This is a genomic window from Stenotrophomonas sp. TWI819 (assembly GCF_039673075.1).
Taxonomy (GTDB): Bacteria; Pseudomonadota; Gammaproteobacteria; order Xanthomonadales; family Xanthomonadaceae; genus Stenotrophomonas; species Stenotrophomonas rhizophila_B.
This window is the reverse complement of record NZ_JBDJKY010000001.1, coordinates 79,068-102,322: the sequence shown is the minus strand read 5'-3', so window position 1 is coordinate 102,322 and position 23,255 is coordinate 79,068. Positions and strand designations below refer to the sequence as shown.

The 23,255-nt window shown below is 67.1% G+C and carries 18 protein-coding genes; 2 read left to right on the top strand and 16 right to left on the bottom strand.

The window, feature by feature from the left end; all coding sequences use genetic code 11:
- Positions 1-3: 3 nt before the first annotated feature.
- The 13 genes from ABE463_RS00480 to ABE463_RS00420 form a co-directional block, all read right to left on the bottom strand.
- Positions 4-2,361, bottom strand: a complete 2,358-nt coding sequence (locus ABE463_RS00480) for a Tat pathway signal protein (RefSeq protein ID WP_346466855.1) — start codon at positions 2,359-2,361, stop codon at positions 4-6.
- Positions 2,362-2,499: 138 nt separating this feature from the next.
- A complete protein-coding gene (locus tag ABE463_RS00475) occupies positions 2,500-4,053 on the bottom strand; it encodes a DUF5597 domain-containing protein (protein WP_346467160.1) in 1,554 nt (517 codons plus the stop codon).
- Positions 4,054-4,106: 53 nt separating this feature from the next.
- A complete protein-coding gene (locus ABE463_RS00470; protein WP_346466854.1) occupies positions 4,107-6,419 on the bottom strand; it encodes a DPP IV N-terminal domain-containing protein in 2,313 nt (770 codons plus the stop codon).
- Positions 6,412-7,983, bottom strand: coding sequence for an APC family permease (locus tag ABE463_RS00465; protein ID WP_346466853.1), 1,572 nt, complete (start codon positions 7,981-7,983; stop codon positions 6,412-6,414). Before ABE463_RS00465 ends, ABE463_RS00470 begins: the two co-directional genes overlap by 8 nt.
- 82 nt (positions 7,984-8,065) lie before the next feature.
- The gene (locus ABE463_RS00460; protein WP_346466852.1) at positions 8,066-9,871 is read right to left on the bottom strand and encodes a DUF885 family protein; all 1,806 of its coding nucleotides are present in this window, start codon (positions 9,869-9,871) and stop codon (positions 8,066-8,068) included.
- The gene (locus ABE463_RS00455; protein WP_346466851.1) at positions 9,868-11,712 is read right to left on the bottom strand and encodes a DUF885 family protein; all 1,845 of its coding nucleotides are present in this window, start codon (positions 11,710-11,712) and stop codon (positions 9,868-9,870) included. The genes ABE463_RS00460 and ABE463_RS00455 overlap by 4 nt, the downstream gene beginning before the upstream one ends.
- A gap of 36 nt (positions 11,713-11,748) precedes the next feature.
- On the bottom strand, positions 11,749-12,951 hold the full coding sequence (locus ABE463_RS00450) for a Xaa-Pro peptidase family protein (RefSeq protein ID WP_259259678.1): 1,203 nt from the start codon (positions 12,949-12,951) through the stop codon (positions 11,749-11,751).
- Positions 12,948-14,540 carry an aldehyde dehydrogenase family protein gene (locus ABE463_RS00445; protein WP_346466850.1) on the bottom strand — a complete coding sequence of 531 codons (1,593 nt, stop codon included), beginning with the start codon at positions 14,538-14,540 and terminating at the stop codon, positions 12,948-12,950. Before ABE463_RS00445 ends, ABE463_RS00450 begins: the two co-directional genes overlap by 4 nt.
- Position 14,541: 1 nt before the next feature.
- The gene (locus ABE463_RS00440; protein ID WP_346466849.1) at positions 14,542-15,444 is read right to left on the bottom strand and encodes a dihydrodipicolinate synthase family protein; all 903 of its coding nucleotides are present in this window, start codon (positions 15,442-15,444) and stop codon (positions 14,542-14,544) included.
- Positions 15,441-16,751 (bottom strand): FAD/NAD(P)-binding oxidoreductase, encoded by a 1,311-nt coding sequence (locus tag ABE463_RS00435; protein ID WP_346466848.1) that lies wholly within the window; start codon positions 16,749-16,751, stop codon positions 15,441-15,443. The genes ABE463_RS00440 and ABE463_RS00435 overlap by 4 nt, the downstream gene beginning before the upstream one ends.
- Positions 16,744-16,989, bottom strand: coding sequence for a (2Fe-2S)-binding protein (locus ABE463_RS00430; protein WP_346466847.1), 246 nt, complete (start codon positions 16,987-16,989; stop codon positions 16,744-16,746). Before ABE463_RS00430 ends, ABE463_RS00435 begins: the two co-directional genes overlap by 8 nt.
- Positions 16,986-18,098, bottom strand: coding sequence for an FAD-dependent oxidoreductase (locus tag ABE463_RS00425; RefSeq protein ID WP_346466846.1), 1,113 nt, complete (start codon positions 18,096-18,098; stop codon positions 16,986-16,988). The genes ABE463_RS00430 and ABE463_RS00425 overlap by 4 nt, the downstream gene beginning before the upstream one ends.
- Positions 18,095-19,051 carry a proline racemase family protein gene (locus ABE463_RS00420; protein ID WP_259259669.1) on the bottom strand — a complete coding sequence of 319 codons (957 nt, stop codon included), beginning with the start codon at positions 19,049-19,051 and terminating at the stop codon, positions 18,095-18,097. Before ABE463_RS00420 ends, ABE463_RS00425 begins: the two co-directional genes overlap by 4 nt.
- A gap of 142 nt (positions 19,052-19,193) precedes the next feature.
- Between ABE463_RS00420 and ABE463_RS00415 the strand changes: the two genes are divergently transcribed.
- On the top strand, positions 19,194-19,910 hold the full coding sequence (locus ABE463_RS00415; RefSeq protein ID WP_123729609.1) for an AraC family transcriptional regulator: 717 nt from the start codon (positions 19,194-19,196) through the stop codon (positions 19,908-19,910).
- Between the two features lie 116 nt (positions 19,911-20,026).
- Here the strand turns inward: ABE463_RS00415 and ABE463_RS00410 are convergent, their stop codons facing one another.
- A complete protein-coding gene (locus ABE463_RS00410) occupies positions 20,027-20,407 on the bottom strand; it encodes a hypothetical protein (protein WP_259259668.1) in 381 nt (126 codons plus the stop codon).
- 406 nt (positions 20,408-20,813) lie between these two features.
- Between ABE463_RS00410 and ABE463_RS00405 the strand changes: the two genes are divergently transcribed.
- A complete protein-coding gene (locus tag ABE463_RS00405; protein ID WP_346466845.1) occupies positions 20,814-21,176 on the top strand; it encodes a hypothetical protein in 363 nt (120 codons plus the stop codon).
- A 5-nt stretch (positions 21,177-21,181) separates the two neighbouring features.
- Here ABE463_RS00405 and ABE463_RS00400 read toward each other — a convergent pair whose 3' ends face one another.
- Together ABE463_RS00400 and ABE463_RS00395 are read right to left on the bottom strand one after the other, a co-directional pair.
- Positions 21,182-21,865, bottom strand: coding sequence for a thermonuclease family protein (locus tag ABE463_RS00400; RefSeq protein WP_259260065.1), 684 nt, complete (start codon positions 21,863-21,865; stop codon positions 21,182-21,184).
- Between the two features lie 88 nt (positions 21,866-21,953).
- On the bottom strand, positions 21,954-23,198 hold the full coding sequence (locus tag ABE463_RS00395) for an MFS transporter (protein ID WP_346466844.1): 1,245 nt from the start codon (positions 23,196-23,198) through the stop codon (positions 21,954-21,956).
- Positions 23,199-23,255: the final 57 nt, after the last annotated feature.

Genomic DNA, 23,255 nt, shown 5'->3' with positions numbered 1-23,255 from the left:
TCCTCAGTCGTAGTGGGCCTGCACCACGACCGTGGCACCGGCAGCGAACGGAATCTGCACGCGGTCGTGCTGGGGCCCAGCCGTCTTCGCTGGTCGTCCGTCCACCGTCACCTCACGCAGCTGCGTCCCGGTCGGCGCGCGCAGTGTGAGCCAGATGGCATTGGGCCGCGTAGCGGGCAGCGTGAGTTCGGCGTCGATGCGGCGCTGCCCGGTATCGGCCCGCAGGCGCAGTCCGGCCCTGCCCCACGGGGTCGGCGCCTCCTGCAGTTCGATCGGCTTGCCGGTCGCCAGCCAGTCCCGCGGCACCGCGCGGGCCAGATACAGGTCCTGGTCCTGGTCGAACACCAGCATCCAGCGCAGCAGCAGCGGCACGGTCATCTGCGCCGGCATGCAGAACAGCGGCATCCCGCCGGTGATGCCGGCAACCTCGCCTGCCGTCCAGCTGCCACGGGTATGCGCCTGGTAACGGTGCGCATACAGGAACAACAGGTACTCCTCGATCCGGTCCAGGCGGAGCAGCTGCTGCGCGTGCCCATAGGAGATGAACCCGAGGATGTCGCGCCCTTCCGGGCTCGGTTTCCAGATATTGGAGACGATGCCCAGTGTGGTGCCACCGTGGCCGCGCAGGCAGTCGATCACCAGGTGGGCAATCTCCGGTGGCAACACATCGGCCTGCAGCAGCTCGGCGTAGGCGCGATGCGACCATAGCTGCTCGCTCTTGCTGGGGTCCTCCTGTGACATCGCCTGGCGGAAGGTTTCAGTGGTCCCCGGCAGCGGCCCGAGATACGGGGGCCGAAGGTCATGGCGGATATCGGCCCGGATGCTCTGCAGCATCCGCGTGCGCAATTGCCGGGCGTGCTGGCGCCACTGGCGGCTGGCCCCTTGGCCGCCGGCGATGGTCGGCCATACGGCGGCGATGTCTTCCCAACCACGGATGGTCAGCGCACTGTTGCCGAAGTACGGTTTCCACCACAACGTGGGATCGGGATACAGACAGGCATCGGACTCGCTCCAGCCATGGATCAGCCCGTGCCCGCGGTCGCTGCGTGGCAACGCCAGGCTGACATCATGCAGTTCCACCAGCAGCGCAGCGGTCGCCTCGATCTTGCCCTGGTGGCTGCGCAGCAGTGCGACATCGCCGGTGTAGCGCAGATAGCGCGCCAGCAGGGACAGGGTCAGCCCGAACTGGCCGATTTCCGGCCCGCGCATGTTCACCAGCCCATCGGCCTGGGTGTACTCGCTCAGGTAGTTGTCCAGCACCGCCCTGGCCTGGTCGAACCGTCCCCATTCCAGGTTGGCGTACAGCGAGCTGGTGAACGTGTCCTGGAAGCCGTCGTACTCGTTGCCGACGTAATCCCGATCAACCGCACCGTACTTCGGATACACGCCGCCCGGGCGCACCACCAGCTCACGCGCGAACGCGAACCAGGCCAGGTCCGACCAGCTGGCATCGGGCAGCTGCGCGGTACTGGCCTGGGCCAATTGTGCCTGCCAGCTCGCGGCGAAGTCGATCACACCGCGATAGAAATCTTCGACGCTGGCGCCAGTGCGACGCGGCGGGAAATCGGGGTAGCTGTAGCCGACCACCGTGCGTACCGCCTTGCCCTGCTCCACCAGCACCGTGCGGTGCCAGGTCTGCACGATGAAGCGGTCCTGCGCGTTCACATCGGCGAACACCAGCACGTCGTACCAGCGCCCCTCCCCGGCAGGGACCACCTTGTGCACCGCCGGCATCCAGCCACCGAGCAGGCCTTCGGCCCGGTGCGCGACGTTGTCTGCATCGGCAAGCGCCGGGAAAGACTGCACCGCGCGATAGGTGCGGCTGCGCCCATCCGGGTAGATCTGCATGGTGTCGTTGGCCTGCACCGTGCCCACGAAGGTGGTCCACGGCAGGCGACCGTTGTGATCCTTGGGGTCCAGCCGGGAAGCCGGAGGCGGTGCAACGTCACGCACCGCCTGTTCGCTCGGGTCGCCATCGCGCAGCAGCGCGTCGGCCAGCACGTCGGCCTCGGCCATCGCCAGTTTCGCCAGCGGAATGCCGAGGTAGGCGGGCGTGTCGCTGCCCCACACGTCCTCGGTCCGTTTGCCAAGCTCGAGCAGGCCGTCCGCGCAGACCAGGACCAGCGCGCCCTGTGGCGTGCGCAGATCCTCATGCGCGGTCCACACCACGCCACGGTGCTGGAAGCTGGCCAGCGCGGTGAAGCCGGTGAGATCGACCGATGCCGCAGGCTGCAGCACGGGCCGGGCAAGGGGCGCTGACACCTTACCGCGCGCGTCGGCAGCGCCGCTGCTCAACGCAGGAAGAAAACCGACGGCAGCGGTTGCCGCCATGCCCTGACGCAGGAAACGTCTGCGATCCATGTTGCCTGTGCCTTGCGATGACCAGCCTTCATGCTGCGCGGTGCAGGTCCCGACGTCTTGTCGCGCACCCCTGCCTTCAATGCGGTTTTCCGCATAGACCGCCCTGCGCCAGCGCGGCGTGGCGATCACGGTCACTCGTCAGTACGTGCCGACCGTGACCCGCAGCACCGGTGGGGAATCGCGCACGAAATTGAGCCCGTAGTCGGTCTGGTCACCGTTGAGCAGTCGCTCGAACCGCCACTGGCCGTCCACGTAGCGCCCCTGCTCCACCCGCAGCAATTGCCCGTGCTGCGCATCGTCCGCCACGCGCACGAACTCCGCACGGGCGGAAAAGCCGGTCAGCAGGAACTGGTCAGCCGCCGTCTGCACCACCAGCAGGCGGCCGCCGTGGTCGGGGTTGCCGGGCAGGATGGGATCGGCATCCCCCCAGTACGGTGCGCCGTAGGAGACCTGCACGTCCCAGTCGCCGAAGTGCAGGGTGCGCCGGGGCTGGCCGGGCTGTTCGGCCACGGCCTGCAGGCGGCCCTCGAACGCGGCCTTGGCGATCATCCGCTGGAGCGGTGCCAACTGTCCGAAATTGGCTGCATGCGCAGCGGTCGCCGCCTGCTTTTCGGGCGAGTCCAGGCCATCCATGCCAAACACCGAAAACCCGAGACCGCCCTGCCCCAGCACATGGAACAGATACGGCGCGGTGGCTGGCTCGAAGCCGGTCTCGGAGACCCACGCCGGGTTGTCCGGGCGGGCGTACTGACCGATCACCTTGGTGTATTCGTTGTAATCGCTGGTGTAGATGTCGGTACCGATGAAGTCGATCGACGGGGTGGCCGCACGCCACAGGTCGAAGACATTGACCGTTGCCCCGCCGGAGGGATAGTCCACGCCCGGGAACCTCTTGCCCTTGTAGCGCAGCCAGGTATTGACGTACATCGGCATGGCATAGGCGCGTTTGCCGGCCGCGGCGACCTGTTCGATGTAGTGCGCGGTGCCATAGGCATTGAACGCTTCGTCGGCCTCCGGCCCGAACACCTGCCGCCACGTGCCGGGGGGCTTGCCCAGCCGGGTGGTGATCGCCACCGGTACCGGCTGCGCGAAGGCCGCATTGGCCGCCGCGCCATGGTCGCGCACCGCGCCCACGGTGCCGGGCTCGTTCTCCACCTGCACCAGGATCACCGTATGGCGTTGGCCATCAACCTTGCGCAGGTGCCGCATCAATGCCGTGAACGCACGTGCGTCGGCCTCCACATTGGCGGCGGCGTACGGCGACAGCACATCCACCGGCTGGCCGCGCTCATCCAGCACACGTGGGTAGGTGCCGGCATCGCGCTTGATCCACTCCGGCACATAGTGCATCTGCCCGTTCTTCCAGCTGCCGAACCACAGCAGCGCCACGCGCAGGTTGCGCTTGCGGGCCTGCTCGATCAGCGCGTCCACGTTGGTGGTGTCGTACTGGCCCGGCATGGGCTCGAACTGCTCCCAGTACACCGGCGCCTCCACCGTGTTGGCATTCAGCGCCACCACCTGGTCCAGTGCACCTGGCAGCACCGCCGGCCACGCACTGGAATTGTGCAGCTGCGCGGCCAGCACGGTATAGGGTGCCCCATCCACGAACAGCGCGTGGCGGCCGTTCCCGGTCACGAAGCGCGGCATCTGCTCTGCTGCCCAGGCGGTCGTGGACAGGCCGGCCAATGTCATGATCGCCGCAGCAACCACGCGGCGCAGCGGCAGCCGGGTCAGGAAGGCGATCCTCATTGCTGTTGCGCCGCGCGCGAATTCCAGTGCGGCGTCGGCGCCTTCATCATGTGGCGGACGAAGAAGTCGAACTGGCGGCGGGTCACGTACTCGATGGGACCGGTGGAGCGGCCGACCGAATGCTCGCCCCCCGGCACGTTCAGCAGATCAAAGTCCTTGCCTGCCTGGATCAGGGCGTCCACCACCTGTGCGGTCGAGGCGGGATCGACGTTGCTGTCCTGCTCGCCCACGACCAGCAGCAGGTCGCCGCGAAGTCCGGCTGCGTTGACCACACCGGAGGCGCGCGCGTAATGCTCATCCACCGGCCAGCCCATCCACTGCTCATTCCAGCTGATCTTGTCCATGCGGTTGTCGAAGCAGCCCGCCATCGCCACGCCCACGGTGTACAGCTCCGGGTGCAGCTCAAGCGCGCCCAGCGTGCTCTGGCCGCCGGCCGAGGCCCCGTAGATGCCCACACCGCGACTGATGTCGTACGACGGATCGCGGGCGGCCATCGCCTTGTGCCAGGCGATGCGGTCCGGGAAGCCGGAATCGCCCAGGTTTTTCCAGGCCACGTCATGGAAGGCCTTGGAGCGGTGGGCGGTACCCATGCCGTCGATCTGCACGACGATGAAGCCCAGATCGGCCAGCGCCTGCATGCCGATCTGCTTGTCGCCGCCGGAGTGATACCCGAACGGCCAGAAGGTCTTCGGCACGAACGCATCGTGTGGACCGGCGTAGATGTTCTCGATCACCGGGTAGCGCTTGCCCGGGTCGTAGTCCCGCGGCCGCACCACCATCCCCCAGATGCCGGTCCTGCCGTCGCGGCCCTTCGTCACGACGCTCTCCGGGGGCTTCCAGCCGGCGGCCAGCAGCCGCGAAATGTCGCCACGCGCAAGTTCACGCAGCCGCGCGCCGTCGATGCTGCGCAGTTCGGCGATGGGGGCCATGTCGGGGCGCGAGTACACATCGATGTAGAACCGGCCATCGTCGGAGATCGCGATGTCGTGGTCGGCCGGCGCATCGGTCAGGCGGGTCAGGCCCCTGCCGTCGAAATCCACCCGGAACAGATGCCGCTGGTAGGGATCCTTGCCTTCATCCATGCCGCTGGCGGTGAACCAGATCCGTCGCTGTGCATCGTCCACGCGCAGCACGTCGCGCACCACCCACGCACCGCGGGTGATCTGCTTCAACACCTTGCCGCTGGTACCGTCCACACGGTACAGGTGCCGCCAGCCATCGCGTTCGGAGATCCACAGAATCTCCTTGCCCAGCCCACCCACATCATGGGCGTAGGTGCGATCGGCATACACGAAGGTCTTCGCCGCTTCCTCCACCGCCGCATGCGCGTGGCCGCTGGCCGCATCCACGGCCACCACGCGCACCGCCTGGAAGCCGCGCTGCACGTACTGCAGGCTGAAACTGCTGCTGTCGCTGCGCCACTGGATCGGCGAGAGCTCGTAGGGGTTGGCCAGCAGTGGGGTATCGATGTCCTTGCGGGTGCCATCCACATCAAACAGCACCGGCTGCTCGATGTCGACCGGATCGCCCGGCTTGGGATACAGCTGCGTCTGCAGCAGCGGCTGCAGCTGCCCGCGGGGTGACGTTTCAACCCGGTTGACCAGCCGGGCCAGCCCCGGCTTCACCCGATACACCGCCAGATGCTGCGAATCCGGCGACCAGGCCAGCGTCTCCGGATCGTAGAACGCATCGCTGCGGCCATCACGCGTCAGTCGCTTCACACCGCCATCGGCGATGGATCGCAGCACCACGTCGAAGCCTTCGGCATAGGCCTCCCACTTGCCATCCGGGGAGCGCCGCGGCGCGTTGTCGGCCGCGATGCGCAGGTCGCGCACCACGCCAAACCCGCGAGGCCGCCCGGGTGTGGCGACCGGCGCACAGACGTAGTCACGCAGCGTGCAACGCCAAGGCGTGTAGTCGCTGTCCTGGTAGAAGCGGATCGCACCGTTCGGGTCGTTGCCTTCGGCCACATAGTCGAACCGCGAGAACGGCAGCTTCAGGGCGGTCTGGGGCTGCTGGCTTGCCTGGGAGAGCCCCTGCGCCAGCCGTGCGGCATCAAATGCCGGCTGCAGTGCATCGCTGCCCGGTGTGCCAAGCACGAACGCAAAGCCCCCCTCCACCGTGCGCCGGTAGTAGAAGTGACCGTCGCTGCGCCACTGCGCCGGGAACGCCACGTCGCGGGTCAACCCGCTCCATGCCTCGCGCAGACCCAGTGATCGCTCGTAATCGGCGACGCCTGGCGCGGCACTGGCCGAAGCAGCCACCCACGCGATGCAGGCCAGAGCGATCCGTGCCTGCCACTTACTCACCATCGTCTTCCTCCAGTGTGAGTTCCGCGCTGCTCAGACCGCTGCGCGCGCCCCAGTGATAGATGAGAAATGCAATCACCGCCACACAGGCGGTATCCCACGGGTGCGCGATCACACCGATGCCCCCGAACGTGCCCAGCCACGACACGCCCATCACCAGAAGGAAGAACGCGATCAGCCAGGCCGAGCTGCGCACCTGACGCACCACGCGTGCGCGCCGCTGCGGATCGAACAGCTGCGACACCACATAACCGACATAGATCACGACCTGCAGGCCAAGCAGCCACGAGACCGTGGTCCAGGTCGACCAGTAGACGATCAAGGCGGCGATCACGAACGACAGCGGCCCCAGCACTACCAGCCCTTTCACCCGGAACGGGCGCTCCAGGTCCGGCGCACTGCGGCGCAGCGCCGCGACCGTGACCGGCGCGATGGCGTAGCTCAGCACCAGCGCCGCCGAGACCACCCCGATCAGCGTCTCCCACGAGGGGAACGGCAGTGTCCAGAACACCGACAGCGCAAAGCTCAGCCACAGTGCCGGGCGCGGAATGCCCGACTTCGCATCCACCCGGGTCAGGATGGAGAGGAAGCCGCTGCTGCGTGCCCACCCGTACACCACGCGCGGCGTGGCGTTCATGTAGATGTTGCCGGTGCCGCTGGGCGACACCACCGCGTCGGCCACCACCAGCGTCGCCAGCCAGCCCATGCCCAGGGCGAGCGCGATATCGCGATAGGGCAGCGAGAACACCTTGTCCATTCCGGCCCAGCCGTTGGCCAGCACATCGCCGGGCACCGCACCGAGGAAGGACAGTTGCAGCAGCACATAGATCACCGTGGACAGCGCAACCGAGAGGATCAGCGCGATGGGGATCGTTCGCTGTGGATTACGCACCTCGCTGGCCACCGACACGATCGGGGTCAGCCCCAGGTAGGCGAAGATGATGCCACCGGCGGAGATCGCCGCCTCCACGCCCGCCATGCCGGAGGGGGCAAAGCCCTGGCTGGTCAGGTTGTCCGGATTGAAGTGCGCGAGCAGCAGCACGATCACCAGCAGCGGCACCAGGAACTTGAACACGCTGATGATGTTGTTGGCCCGTGCGAACGTCTTGACGCTGAAGTAGTTCAACAGGAAGAACAGCACCAGCAGCCCGAACTGCAACAGCCAGCCCAGGAGCGTGGGGTGGCTGCTGCCCGGCTGGCTCAGCGAGGGAAACCACGCCGCGGCGTACTGTCGGCAGGCTTCCACTTCGATCGCGATCAGGCTGGAGAACGCGATCAACGTGATGAACCCGGTCAGCCAGCCCAGCAGCGTGCCATGCGAGTACTCCGGGTAGCGCACCACGCCGCCGGCCCTCGGCAGCGCTGCGCCCAGTTCGCAATACACCAGGCCGAGCAGGAACACCGCGATGCCGCCGATGATCCACGACAGGATGCCGGCCGGCCCGGCGATGGAAGACACATGACTGGCGGCGAACAACCAGCCTGAGCCGAAGATCGAGCCCAGGCCGATGAAGGTCAGGTCGGTCAGGCTGAGGCGTTTGTGGAACTTTCCTGCTGAAGCCATGAGCGTGCTCCGGTGAAACGTTGCGGGCCGTTACCGTTGCGGCAGCAGCGCCGCAACGTGCAGGCGAAGAAGGTTCGATGCGTCAGCGCGGGCCATCCGCCCATGGCGACGTGCCGCCCTCGGCGATGAAGCGGTCGATGCGCGTCTCCAGCACCGGCAGCGGCACCGACCCGAGCGACAGCACCGCATCATGGAAGTGGCGGATGTCGAACCGCTCGCCCAGCGCGGCCTCGGCCTTCCGGCGCAGCGTGAGGATCTCCAGTTCACCGAGGTAGTACGACAACGCCTGGCCCGGCCAGGCGATGTAGCGGTCGACCTCGGTGGTGATTTCATGCTCGCTCAGCGCCGCGTTGTCGCGCAGGTAGGCCAGCGCCTGTTCGCGGCTCCAGCCCTGGCTGTGCACGCCGGTGTCGATCACCAGCCGCGCTGCACGCCACATCTGGTAGGTCAGGTAGCCGAAGCGCTCGTAGGGCGTGGTGTACATGCCCATCTCCTGACCAAGGTATTCGCAGTACAGTGCCCAGCCCTCTCCGTAGGCGGAGATGTAGGTGTAACGACGGAAGTCGGGCAGGCCCGTGTCTTCGGCCGCCAGCGACATCTGCAGCGAGTGGCCGGGCGAGGATTCGTGCAGGGTCAGTGCCGGCAGCACGTACAGCGGCCGCGACGGCAGGTTGTAGGTATTGAGCCAATAGGTATCCAGCCCGCCGCGCCCACCGGTGTAGAACGGTGCCAGATCATCGGGCACCGGCTTGATGGTGAAGCGCTGGCGCGGTACGCGACCGAAGTAGCGGCCGAGATTGCCGTCCATGGTCTTGGCGATCCAGGCGGCGTGGTTCAGCAGTTCCTGCGGCGTTTTGGCATAGAACTGCGGATCGGTCCGCAGGAAGGTCAGGAAATCGGCGAAGCTGCCCTTGTACCCCACCTCGTCCATCACCTGCTGCATCTCCGCGCGCAGCCGCGCCACTGCATCCAGGCCGATCTGGTGGATCTGCGCAGGCGACATGTCGCGGGTGACGAATTCGCGGATCTGCGCGCGGTAATACGCTTTTCCATCCGGCAGCGCTTCGCCGGCCAGCGTGGTACGTGCCTTCGGCACATACTCCTCGCGCATGAAGCGCAGCAGCGCGCTGTACGCCGGGATCACGCTGCCGGAGATCGCCGCCAGCGCCTGCTGCCGTAGCTGGGCCTGTTGCGCGGGCGGAATGCTGGCGGGCATCTGCTTGAACGGGGTGTAGAACAGATTCGCCTCGCCCGTGGCCTGCGCCACATCGGCGATCGACTGGTCACGGCCGGTGAGCGTCACCCGCGGTTGACTGAAGCCACGCGCCAGGCCGGCGCGCATGTTGGCGGTCTGGTCGTTGAAGTAGCGCGGGATGTCGGCCAGCTGTGCCAGATAGCGGCGATAGTCATCGGCGCTATGGAAGGTGCCGCGCGCGGTGAACCCCAGATTGGTCCAGAACGCGGTATCGCTGTTGAACGGCATTTCCCAGGCACGGTAGCGCTGCTGGTCCAGCAGCACCTCGATCTGCTGCCGGTAGACCTGGTAGTTCACCTGGTCCACCGCCGGCAGCTGCGCCTGCGGAACCGTATCCAGTTCCTTCAATACCTGCTGCCAGTACGCGGTGCGCATGTCCTGCGTCGCCGGGTCGACCCTGGGCAGGTGGTCTGCCGGCCGTCCGCCACCGTTCTCGTCATCGCCCCCGGCCTGTTGTTGCGCGCGCCAGGTCCATTCGCGCGTGTACAGCGCCTTGAAGCGTGCCGCAGCGTCATTGGCGGTCGCGGTGCCAGCGGTGGCACCCGCGCCTGCGGCGTCGGCAGACGGGGTCATCAGGCCGGTCGCGCTGATGCCCAACAGCAGGGCAAGCGACAGAGGGGAACGCAGGTTCATGGGGTCTCCTTGGCGGTGGCATCGGCGCTGCGCACCGGTGCGGCCTGGGCATGGGCGATCCAGGCCTCGATACGGGCGTCGAGCAGGTCCAGCGGCATCGCGCCGCCGCCCAGCACCGCGTCATGGAACGCGCGGATGTCGAACCGGTCACCCAGCGCCTGCTCTGCACGGGCGCGCAGGGCGAGGATGTCGAGCTGGCCGATCTTGTACCCCAGTGCCTGCCCCGGCCAGACGATGTAGCGGTCGGTCTCGGCCTGGATGCTGGGCTCATCGTCGGAGGGATGGGCGTGGAAGAAGTCCACCATCTGCCGACGGGTCCATCGCTTGTAGTGCACGCCGGTGTCCAGCACCAGGCGGTTGGCACGCAGCAGCTCGCCAGCCAGGTGGCCGTACCGGCTGTAGGGATCCTTGAAGAAGCCGACCTCGCCGGCCAGCTGTTCGGCATACAACGCCCAGCCTTCGATGAAGGCGTTGTAGCCGGCCTGCTGGCGGAACGGCGGCAGCGGCAACGTCTGCGACAACGAAATCTGCAGGTGATGCCCCGGTACACCCTCGTGATACGCCGTGGTTTCGATGTTGACCAGCGTGCGTTCGGTCGCATCGTTGGCGTTGACCATCACGATCGCCGGCTTGGTGCCCTGCGGATTGCTCTGCCAGTACTCGGCACCGGGCGCTTCGCGACGGAAGGCCGGCATCCCCTGTACCTCCAGCGGCGTCTTGGGCAGGTTGCCGAACAGTTTGGGAAGCTCCGGCTCCATGTCGGCGATGTAGCCGCGATACAACGTCAGGATCTGGTCGCTGGAGGTGGCGAAGTGGCGCTTGTCGGTGGCCACCGCCTTGCGGAAGCTGGCCAGGTCCGGGTAGCCCTGCCCGATGGCGATCCGGGTCATCTCGCCTTCGATCCGCGCGACTTCCGCCAGACCGATCTGATGGATCTCCTCGGGCGATTTGTCCGTGGTGGTCTGGGTATGCACGGCGAACAGATAGCGCTTGTCGCCGTCGGGCAGCGACCAGAGGCCTTCGTGCTCCCGCCCTTTCGCCGCGTACTCGTCCTTCACGAAGGCCGCCAGACGGGTGTAGGCCGGGCGCACCTGCCCGTCAATGGCAGCCATCAGCTGGGTGCGGATGGCCTCGCGCTGCGCCGGGTCGGCCACGGCCGCGTCCAGTTTCTTCAACGGCGAGGCGAACGCACTGTCGGCACCGGCTGGTGCGGCGATGCTGGCGATCTGCGCGGGCAGCCTGTCGAGCAGATAGCGTGGCTGCACCAGGCCATCCTTCGCACCCTGCCGCGAGACCTCGATGATCTGCGCCAGCAGGGCCGGAACGGCATTGAGCCGCGCGATGTAGTCCTGGTAGTCCTTGGCGTTCTCGAACGGGAAGGCATCGCCCATCCCGGCCAATCCCAGCTGGATGCCACCGACCGGCTCCAGCGGCATCTCATGTGTTTTCAGATCGATCGCGGTCAGCTTGTCGCGCAGCTGCCGCTGCATCATCTGCAGGCTCAGCTGCCGCTGCTCATCCAGTGCCGTGGCATCGACCGCATCGAAGCGCGCCAGCAGCCCGGCCGTTGCCGCGCGATCGGCAGCAACAGCGCTCAGGCTGTAATCGGTCCAGCGGTCGTTGTAGCGCTTGTCGCCGATGATGCTGGCGAACTCCGGGCTGTGCGACAGCTGATACTGCCACTGCTCATCCAGCAGCGCATCGAAGGCCTTCGCCGCAGGGGCGATGGCATCGGCGCCGGCAGGGCTTTCAACGTCCGCCGGCGGGGCGGTGGACGGTTGGCAGGCAGTGGCCAGCGCGGCAGCCAGCAGACCGATGGCGAGAGGACGGAACAGGGCCATGCATCAACTCCAGTAGCAGCGATCACGAAAGAGGCATCAGGCGAACGGACGATCGATGGCCGGCGACGGTGGGGTGAACCACTGCGCGCCCTGCGCGGTCACGAAAAAGTGGTCCTCGAGCCGGACACCGAATGCACCCGGCACCACGATCATCGGTTCGTTGCTGCAGCACATGCCGGGCTGCAGAACGGTGTCATTGCCGCGCACCAGGTACGGCGCCTCATGGATGGCGAGGCCGCAGCCGTGGCCGGTACGATGCGGCAGGCCCGGCAGGCAATAGTCCGGGCCGAGCCCGGCCGCCTCCAGCACTGCGCGGGCGGCAGCATCGACCGACGCGCAGGTCACCCCGGGACGCACCGCCGCGAAGGCAGCCGCCTGCGCTGCATGCTCCAGCGCCCAGATGCGGCGCTGCGCATCATCGGGGGTGCCGAAGATCCACGTGCGCGTGATGTCGGAGTGGTACCCCTGCACCGTGCAACCGGTATCGATCAGCACCAGCTGGCCCGCGGCCAGATGCTGAACACCCGGGATGCCGTGCGGAAATGCGGTGGCATGGCCGAACTGCACGATGCAGAACGTGGACCCGTTGTCGGCGCCCAGCGCACGGTGTGCCTGGTCGATGAAGCGCACGAGTTCGTCCGTACCGATCCCTTCACGAGCGATGCCGGCGGCAAGGCGATGCACCTGCAGGGTCATGTCGCAGGCCTGCTGCATCAGCGCCAGCTCGGCCGGCGACTTGCACATGCGGCAACCGTCGATGATCGCGGTGGCATCGCCGATCGCCGCCGCAGGCAGGTGCCTGGCCAGGCCCGTATGCACGCCGAAGGCAATGCCCGGATCCAGCGCCAACGTGCGCGCACCGCGCTCGGCCATCACTGCGGCAACCAGTGCATACGGATCGTCGTGTTCCTCCCACAGCCGCTTCCCGGCCGGGAGCTTCAGCACGGCATCCAGCGAGCCTTCCTCGAATACCGGGCACACCAGCAGCGGCTCGCCGCTGAGCGTCAGCAGCAGGCCCACCAGGCGCTCGGTTGCGCCCCACGGCACGCCGCTGAAGTAACGCAGCGACGTGCCCGCGCCGACCAGCAGCGCATCCACGCCCTGCGCCTGCATCAGCGCCCGCGCATGCGCGATCCGCGCCTGATACTCGTCCGCAGCGATGGCCGGCGCACGATCCTCCCAGGGCTTGAGCTGGGCCTGTGCCTGGGCCAGGCTGAGCCCACCGATCTGCCCGCTCATGCCGCGCTCCCCACATCCGCCGTGGTGCCAACACCATCGATGTTGCGTTGCACGCCGCCGGGATTGCGGTCGCGCAGTTCCACCGGCAGCAAGGGATCGGGTACCGCGTCGTAGCTGTGCAGCGCCGCGAAGCGGTGGATCGCACCCGGCATGCCCACCGAGGTGAAACCGGGGTGGCCGGTGCTCGGGAACGGTCCACCGTGGTTCTGCGCCGCGCTCACCGCTACGCCGGTCGGCATCTTCGAATTGATCAGGCGGCCCACCCGCGCGCGCAGCGCCGGAGCAATCCGCTGCCACGCCGCGTCGTCGCTGCCATCGGCCGCGCGGTACAGCGTGCCGGTCAGGTTGCCCTCGAACGCCGCAGCGACCTGCGCCATCGCCTCAGTATCCGCGACCCGCACCAGCAGACTGACCGGACCGAAGGCTTCGGTCTGCAGTGCCTGCGGCTGGGCGATGAACGCCTCGGCATCCACGCTCAGCAGCGTCGGCACATACCGATAGCCGCCCTCGCCGGCCGCACCGCCGGCCAGCAGTTGCGCACCGGCCCCGCGCAGCGTCGCCACCCCGTGGGCCAGATGGTCCAGGCCGCCCTGGGAGAACAACACCATCGGCGCGGCCGCAGCGAAGTGCGACGTGGCGGCGGCAACGAAGGCATCGCCATCGGACCCGTGCGGCACCACCACCACGCCCGGGTTGGTGCAGAACTGACCACTGCCCAGCGTGCAGGATGCAAAGAACTCCTGCGCGAGGGCCTCGCCGCGTTCGGCCAGCACGCCCGGCAGCATGAAGACCGGATTGACGCTGGAGAGTTCAGCGTAGAACGGCACACCGGCTGCATCGGCGGCAGCTTTCAGCGCCAGGCCACCGCCACGGCTGCCGGTGAAGCCGATCGCCCCCAGCCGCGCGTCGCCGGCCAGCGCCAGGCCCAGCGGATTGTCGAACTGATACAGCAGTTGCACCGCCGCCGCCGGCAGCCCGGCCTGTACCAACGCGGTGTGGGCCAGCTGCGCCATGCGCTGGCTGGTGGCCGGGTGCAGCGGATGGGCTTTGGCGATCACCGGATTGCGGGCTGCGATCGCCGAGGCGAAATCGCTGCCCGCGATCGCGTTGAACGCGAACGGGAAATTGTTGGGGCCGAACACCAGCACCGGCTTGGACAGGGGCGCAAGGTGCGAGCGCAGTCCCGCAGCGGTGTCGATCACCGGCTGGGTCCAGCTGAAGCTGCGCACGGCCACTGCGGCCTGGCGCAGCTGGCCGGTGGTGCGCGGCAGCTCGTTGCCGCGCAGACGCGTGGGGGCCGGCAACGCGGTTTCGGGGTGGGCCAGTGCCACCAGCGTGTCCGCATCGGCATCCAGCGCGTCGGCGTAAGCCTCCAGGAAGGCCGCGACGCGCGAGACGGGTGCGGCGGCCAGCTCGGCCGCCACCGCACTGGCCGCCGCGACCGCGGTCTCGATGTCGGCCGCACCGCTGACGGGGAATGCGGGTCCGATGTGCTCGCCGGTGGTGGGATCCGCCGCGCGGAAGCTTCCCTGCAGCGACAGGCTCGGTTGCCAGCGTCCCGCCAGCAGAAGCGGTTCGACATGCGTCATATCAGGCCTTCTTGGTTGCAATGGCGTGGTCGATGATGGCCAGTGCGTCCGCACGTTCGGCGCCTTCGACCACCAGACGCGGGGCGCGCACGGTTTCGCTGCCCAGCCCGACCTTGGCCTGGACCAGTTTGATCAGCTGGACGAACTTGGGCACGGTATCCAGGCGCAGCAGCGGCAGGAACCAGTTGTACAGCTCCGCAGAAGCGGCGTACCCGCCATCACGGGCCAGCTCGAACAGCTGCACCGACTCCACCGGATAGGCGTTCACCAGGCCCGCAATCCAGCCTTCGGCGCCCATCGCCAAGCCTTCCACGATCGCATCGTCCATGCCGACCAGCAGCACCAGGCGGTCGCCCAGCAGTTCCTTGATCGCCGCGAAGCGGCGGATCTCACCCGAGGATTCCTTGACGGCCTGCAGGTTGGCGAACTCACCGGCCAGCTGCGCGATCTGGGCCGGCAGGATGTCGGTGCGGTAGGCCACCGGGTTGTTGTAGAGGATGCACGGCAGATCGGTGGCACCCAGCACGGCGCGCGCATGCGCGGCAGCCTCGTGCCAATCGGACGTGTAGACATAGACCGGCAGCACCATCAGGCCACCTGCACCGGCGGCCTTGACCGCCTGCGCCAGCGTGACCGCTTCCTCGGTGGACAGCGCGGCAATGCCCGGCACCACCGGCACGCGGTCGCCGACCGCCTTCACCAGGGTGGCGACGATGGCCACCTTCTCATCAAAGCTCAGCGTCGCCGCTTCGCCCAGCGAGCCCAGCGGCACGATGGCGGTGGAACCGGCATCGACCAGCTGCACCGCATGCTTGGCCAGGAACGCATGATCGACGCTGCCGTCGGCATGGAACGGGGTGGTGATGGCGGGCAGGACGCCCTTCCAGAAAGAGGCATTGCTCATGGATGTATCCCTTGCGAGTCGTCGGTGAAGGAGTCGGCCAGCGCCGCGAGGCGGACCGGGAACAAGGGCGGCCGGCGGCCGCCATCGGTGGAACGTTCGGCATCGCCCAGGCCGAGTTCGGCCAGTGCGGTGCCGCAGATACGGCCTTGGCAGGCGCCCATGCCACAACGCGAGGCGAGCTTGGCGTCGCGCGGGTCGGTGAAACCACGCAACGCGCGCAGTGGCACGTCTTCGCAACGGCAGACCAGGGTGTCGTCCTGCGCCAGGGCATGGATGCGCGGATCCAGCGCAAAGGTGCGCTGGAGTTCGGTGGCGAACGCGCGCACCTGGCGGCGCCGCGACTGCAGCGCCTGTGCGGCATCGGTGCCCCCGGCCGCCATGCAGCCGGCGATGGCGCCTTCGACCAGCGCGCTGTCGCGCCCGCCGATGCCCAGCGCTTCACCTGCCGCGAAGACATTGGCCACGCTGCTGCGCAGCAGCGCATCGACCGCCACCTGCGGGTGCGCACCGCTGCGTTCCAGACGGCAGCCGAGCAGCTCAGCCAGTTCAGTGTTCGGCACCAGGCCGTAGCCGACCGCGAGCTGATCACAGGCGATATGGTGGCGGCCGCGCGGACCCTCGATCTCGATTTCGCGCAGCTGCGTGTCGCCATACGCACCCACCACCACGCTCCCGGCGTGGTAGCCGATGCCGGCCAGCTGCACCTGCAGCGCAGCGGCCTGCAAGGCCTTGCTCGGCCAGCGCGGCAGCCGCAGTGCGAAGCCGGCCAACGCGCGCCGCGAGGCCTGCTCATGAATCCCCAGCACGCGTGCACCGTGGCGACGCAGTGTTGCCGCGCTGGCCAACAGCAAGGGGCCACTGCCGGCCACCACCACCCGCCGGCCCGCCAGCGGCCAGCCCTGCTTGGCCAGCGCCTGCGCGCCCCCCGCACCCGTCACACCGGGCAGCGTCCAGCCGGGGAATGGCAACAGCAGCTCGCGCGCGCCAGTGGCCAGCACCAGGCTGCCGTAGTGCAGTTCGCGGGGACCGGCAGGGCTGTCGGCCAGCAGCCAGCCCGATTGGGCCATCGTCACCTGGGTCTGGGCGAGCCACTCGACCTGGCCGGAACCGAGGATGTCCAGCGCGCGTCGCGCCATCGGCGGCGCACCATGGGCCACATCGTGACGCCAGACCTGGCCACCGGCGCGCGGCTGCGCATCCACGATGCCCACACGCACGCCATGCGCGGCCGCGGCACGGGCAGCGGCCAGCCCGGCTGGACCGGCGCCCACCACCAGCACGTCGTAATGGCGCACGGACTCAGCCATCGGTACGTACCTGCATGCCTTCGCGCGCCGGGGTCATGCAGGCGCGCAGCTGGGCAATCCCATCAATGCGCACCCGGCACTCAAAACACACGCCCATGCCGCACAGCGGCGCGCGCTGCTCCCCGCCGCGCGACGTCCGGAAGGCGCCTCCGGCGAGCGCGATCGCCACCGCCACCGTTGCCCCTTCAGGCACGTGGACGGGGGTTGCGTTGACCGACAGACACACGCGCGAGCTCATGCGGCCACTCCGGTGATCGCGCGGTCCGGCAGATAGGGGGCCGGGTCGATCGCCGGCGTGCGGCCCAGCACGCTGTCCACGATCAAACGCGCCGTGCCCAGTGCCGTGGTGACACCCAAGCCTTCATGGCCCGCTGCCACCCATACACTGCGCCGCCCCAGTACCGGCCCCACGTAAGGCCGCCCATCCGGCGTGGCCGGGCGCACCCCGGTCCAGATGCGGATCGCCTGCAGTTCGCGCAGCACCGGCAGGAACGCAAACGCCTGCCCCAGCATCTGCCGCAACAGCGGCAACGACACGTCACGATCGGACACGTTGAATTGGCGAGAGGAGCCGATCAGGATCTGTCCGGTGGGCCGCGGCTGCACGTTGAAGGCAACGCTGGTGTCCGCATCGCCATGTGCCGAATCCGCATAGTCCAAGGCCAGCAGCTGGTGATGGACCAGGCCCGGGTAGCGGTCGGTGATGACCAGCTGACCCTTGCGTGGACGCATCGGCAGCTCCGGCAACAGCTGTGGCAGATCCACGCCGCTTGCCACCAGCACCGGACCGGACAGCGCTTCGCCATCATCCAGACGCACCCCGTGATCGAGCAGCCCGACCACGCGGCGCCCGGCATACAGCTGCGCACCGTGTTGGCAGGCCTGGTCGACCAGATAACGCGCCATGCGCGGTGGATACACCACCGCCTCGCTGGCGACCCGCATGCCCCCGGCCAGGCCGGGCACCAGGTTCGGCTCGAACTGGTACAGCTGCGTGGCATCGACCAGTGCCGCATCGATGCCCGCCTTCGCCAACCGGGCGATCTTGGCCGGTACCGTCTCCAGCTCGCGTGCGTTACGTGCCACCCACAAGGTGCCACAGCGGCTGAACTCGGCCTCTTTCAGGCGCGCATAGCGTTCCCACAGCCGCAGCGAGTAAGCCGACAGCGCCAACTCCGCCGGATCGTCATCCATCGCCACCAGATGCCCCATCGCCGCCGCCGTCGAGCCGCCACCGACCGGGCCCGGCTCGATCACCGCCACGCGCAGGCCTTCGGCCGCGGCGGCTTCCGCGCACGCTGCACCGACAATGCCGGCGCCGACGATGATCAGGTCGTAGGTGTTCATCCGTGCGCGCTGGCCTCGGCACCGATGCCCCAGGCGAACGGGTCGACCGGATCGATCAACAACTGGGCCCGGGCAGTGATGTGCGCGGTGCCGCTGATGCGCGGTGCGATGCCACGCCCACTCAACCGGTAGCTGCCTTCGAAGGCGCTGCCCAGAATGCCCTGCTGGATCCAGCGCGCCCCCTCGGCCAGCTTGCCGTCCGCCGCCAGACAGGCCAGCTTGGCGCTGGTACCGGTGCCACACGGCGAGCGGTCATAGGCCAGGCCCGGGCACAACACGAAATTGCGCGCCTGGCCGCTGCCATCCGGTGCGAGGCCATTCACCTCGACATGGTCGATCTCGCCACCGTCTGCACCGGTGATGCCCGCGGCCGCCAGCGCCTGGCGGATGGCCTCGGTATAGGCAGTGAGCTCGCGCTGGTTCGACAGCTCCAGTGCGCACGGAGACTGCTCGGTGATGTAGAACCAGTTGCCGCCCCAGGCGATGTCGCCGCGCACACGGCCATGGCCGGCCACCTCCACCTCGATCCCCGCGGCATGCCGGTAGCTTTCCACGTTGTCGACGGCGATGTTGCCGGCCGCGTCCAGGTCGACACCGACGTTACCGACCGGCGTCTCGATCAGGTGCTGTCCCGGTCCGATCCGCCCGAGCTCCAGCAGCGTGCGGACCACGCCGATGGTGCCGTGGCCACACATGCCCAGATAGCCCACATTGTTGAAGAAGATCACCCCGACGCAGGCGCGCGGATCCCGCGGCGGCAGCAGCAGCGCGCCGACCATCGTGTCCGAGCCACGAGGCTCACAGGCGATCGCACTGCGCCAGTGGTCGAACTCGGTACGGAAGCGCTCGCGGCACTGCGCAAGGTCGCCCTCGCCCAGGTCGGGGAAGCCGGAAAGGACGACCCGGGTAGGCTCGCCGGCGGTGTGGGAGTCGATCACGTCGATGGTATGCATGGCAACGATGCTCCCATCCGGCCACCACCGCGACTAGCGTGGAATGGCGGTGGCAAATGCGGAAATCTGCACAATCGACGCCGCTTGCAGGCGCCCCGCTTTGCGCTAGGATCGGAGCCACATGCCCTCCAGCAGACCGCCAGTGGATTCGATGGACGTCAACCTTTCCGGCAAAGAAATGCAGTCTTTGTTCGATGAACTCCCTGAAGTGGTGTTCTTCATCAAGGACCAGGAGGGGCGTTACACACACTGCAACCTGACCCTGGTGCGACGCCTCGGCCGCAAGCAGCGCAGCGACGTGATCGGCAGAACCGCGCTTGAGCTGTTCCCGCTTCCCCTCGGTGGCAGCTACACCATCCAGGACCGTCGCGTGCTGTGCGGCGAAGTCATCGACAACCAACTGGAAGTGCATCTGTATCCCAACCGCATGCCGGGCTGGTGCCTGACGTTCAAACGTCCGTTGTGCCAGAACGACGAGGTGTCCGGTGTCATCGGTGTCTCACGCGATCTCGGCCAGCCCGACAACAAGCACTCGGCGTTCGAACGATTGAACAAGGTGCTGGAACACATGCAGAACCATTACGACGAACAGCTGCGCGTGCAGTCGCTGGCCAATCTCGCCGAGCTGTCCGTTGCGCAGCTGGAGCGCCACTTCCGGCGCGTGTTCCAGGTGACGCCGCAGCAACTACTCACGAAACTGCGGATCGAAGCGGCGATGCGCCTGCTGCATGGCGATGAGAGCATCGCCAGCATCGGGCAGCAGTGCGGTTTTGCGGATCAAAGCGCATTTGCACGGCAGTTCAAGGCGACCGTGGGGATGTCGCCGCGGGATTATCGGGGGATCAAAGGGCAGTTGTAGGGTGTGCTGTTACGCGAGAAAGCGAATTGCATGCAAGCGACTTGATGGCGCATCTGCGCCATCAACTTGGGATGATTTGGCTGCATGCCGTTTTCACGCAGCATCATGAACGTCCATCAGCCAGAAACGCGAGCACGTTGCGGACATCGGTATCGAACAATCTCGCGGCCTGAGTCGCTAATGGAGGTCAGCCTGTTCCCGTCATCACTAAGCTTGAACTGTGCGGTTGCAAGCCATGTGTCGCCCTCACCCGATAGCTCGGCGATCAACGCCACCTCATTCTTTCCGTTTACCACGACAGCTTTGATCGGCCCATCGCTTTCCCAGTAGATGATTCGTTTGGCCCGAATGGTAATCGCCGTGTCATCGATCTCGCTGCCGCAATACGCAGGCCCTGCAGCCCATTCACCCTGAAATCGAACGGGCATGGAACCTGCAGGCTCGGCAGCAGCCACCGGCATTGAAACCATCAGCATCAATGTCAGCAGACGATGCATAGCCTTTTCCAGTAAATCCAACAATATTGAATGGCGGGACTATGGTGTGGCCATGCAGGCCGCACTCCCTTACGTTTCTTCAGCCGCTTCCGCAGACTGTTTCTCTGCACGCACCCGAAGCGCTACTGACGCCATCTCCTTCCCCTGGATTATCCGCGTGGTTTCGACTCTATCCCGGCCGGAGGATACGTACAACCACACAAAGCAATGGGACATTTACCTGTCCCGATTCGTTCCTGGCGAATCCGTCAAACCCGCGTGGCGTCGGCACCCGTTGCAGAGCCGTCGAAGCTCCTGCTCCAGCACCTACACGCGCCTGGCTGCTGCTGCGCATCCCCGTGCCAGTGCGAGTCATACACCGTCAACGCAACAGTGGCATCCTGCATCTTCGTGCGGGAGACCAACAATGCGGATGACGGGAAATTCCATTGCAGCAACTGCTGTCACGCTGAAGGTCGGCGTGGTGTTCTGGGTGCTGGTGGCCTGGCGGACGCCCGGGGGCGAGCCTTGGGACGCGCCTGCGTTCTGGACCGTCGTCTATCCCATCGCATTGGCCATTGCCGCAGTGCTAGGCGCCTGTTTCCCCCGGAAGGCGTGGCTATGGGGACTGTTGCTCATGGCGCTGCAGGTGCCGGTGGTGGTCGTGATGTCGGGCGTTGGTCCGTTGTTGCTGGCCGGGCTGGTATACGCGCTGGTCCTCGCGCTGCCTGCGATGGCCATCGCGGCAGCGGCGGGCGCGCTGCGTCGCCGCCTGCATGGGAGGGGTTGAGACGCTCAGCGCTTCGCCGGCTGCCACCCTGCGCGCATGGCATCCGCAGGGCTGCAGAACATGCGCTCGCCGCGGCTCAGGTCGATGCTCGTGCGTTCGTAGTCCCGCTGGCCTGGCACGTGGTAGATCTTCCTGCCTTCGCGGGAGATGTTGCCCTTGATGCGGCATCCTCCCGCCGCCGGCGGAGCGGCCACCGGGGATTGTCGTGCCGTCTGCTCACGCTTGCTGCGACGATAGTCAGCTGGCATCTGGAACGGCCCCTGCCAGAGGTTCCGCTGGTGCTGGCGCGCGTCGGCTTCATCTGGGATGAATGCCGTCGCATATTCGCGATACGCGACCGCCCAACCCGCGCGCACCATCCGCCGATTGACCGACTGCCCTTGGACAAAGCACTCCGCCACCACCCGGCCGTAGCGGTCCGTGTCCTTGGGCTGGCAACGAACGGTCTTGTCCAGCACATAGCCGTCCAGCGCAGCAGCGGACCGTCGGCCACAGGGCCATGGACGTCCGTCGTTGGCGGTGCATTGCTGGGCGCTCTCCGGCGCATCGATGCCCCACAGGCGAATGCGCTGCTTCGCCACGGTGAGCGTGTCCCCGTCCGTGACCGTCGCGCGGCCGACCAGCTCTGCTGCCATGCCAGGAACCGAAGCCAACACCAAGAACAACACCACCAGAGCTTTCAACATCATCAACAACAACGTCCTCTAAGCGCATGCTCGTATGCGGGCGCCAGTTCAAACAGGGTGCGACACTCTAGCGGAAGTGGTCGACTGTCGGCTAACTATGAAACGCCGGGCCTGCCGACAACGTCGGCGGGCTCACCCTGACCCTCAACGCAATGAGCAGGCTGGCGAGCAGCATTACTGCCGCAGCAACGGTGAGGACGGCAACGATGCCCCCCAGCCCAAACACCAGACCGCCCAAGGCGGCGCCCGCTGCGATGGAGGACTGCACCGCAGCGACCACCATCCCGCCGGCACTCTCGGCCTGATCTGGCACTGCGCGCGCGACCCAGCTCGACCAGGCAACAGGCACGCCACCGAAGGCCAGGCCCCAGAGCGCGACCAGCATCGAAAGCCCGCCAACGCCCACCGGCAACAACACCATGCCAAGCGCGGCGACGCCAACCATGGCAGGCATGATCACCAACGTGACTTTCAGACTGCGCTCCATGAGCCAGCCGGCAAGGAGTGTGCCGACAAAGTTCGCCACACCGAATCCGAGCAGAATCAGCGCGAGGCCATCAGCGCTCATCTGCCCCAAGCTCTCCAACGTTGGGCGGATGTAAGTAAAGAGCGAGTACTGACCGGTGTGCGCCAGAACGCAGCCCAGCATTCCGACCGCAATGCCTGGCCGGCGCAACAGGCCCACCACCGACTCTGGGAGCGCCGCCTTGCGCGGCGCCATTCGGGGCAGCGTGAACCACTGGAACGCAAACGTGAGTCCACCCACCGCCGTCGCGGCCCAGAAGGCGCTGCGCCAGCCCAGCAGCCCGCCGAGGTAGCTCCCCAAAGGAACCGACACCACCGTGCCGACCGCAATGCCACTGAAGATGATGGACAGCGCGCGAGGCACGCGCTGTTGCGGTACCAACCGCATGGCCACAGCCGCTGCCATGCTCCAGAACCCGCCCAGCGCGATGCCCAGAAGGACACGCATCACCAGGAGCACTCCCATGCTGGAAGACAGCGCCACCAAGGCGTTGGAGAGGATCATCAGACCCGTGAAGCTCAACAGCACCACGCGCCTGTCCATCAAACGGGTCAGCCGTGGCACAAGCAGGCCGGCGAACAATGCCACGACAGCGGTGACTGTCACTGCTTGACCGGCCAGCGCCTCCGATACCCCCAGGTCCGCCGCCATCGGCGTCAACAGGCTGGCAGGCAGATATTCCGCCGTGAGCAGCCCAAAGACCCCCATGGCCAGCGAAAACACCGCCACCCATGCCGATGAAGACGGCTCCCCGCTCTCCCTGGCCACAGAATCAGGCGTGTTCGCGGCATCAACTACGTTATTGCTCATCACAGATCCCAGTGCATTGGTGCAGCCGAGAGTCTAGGGAGCCAGGTCAGGATGATC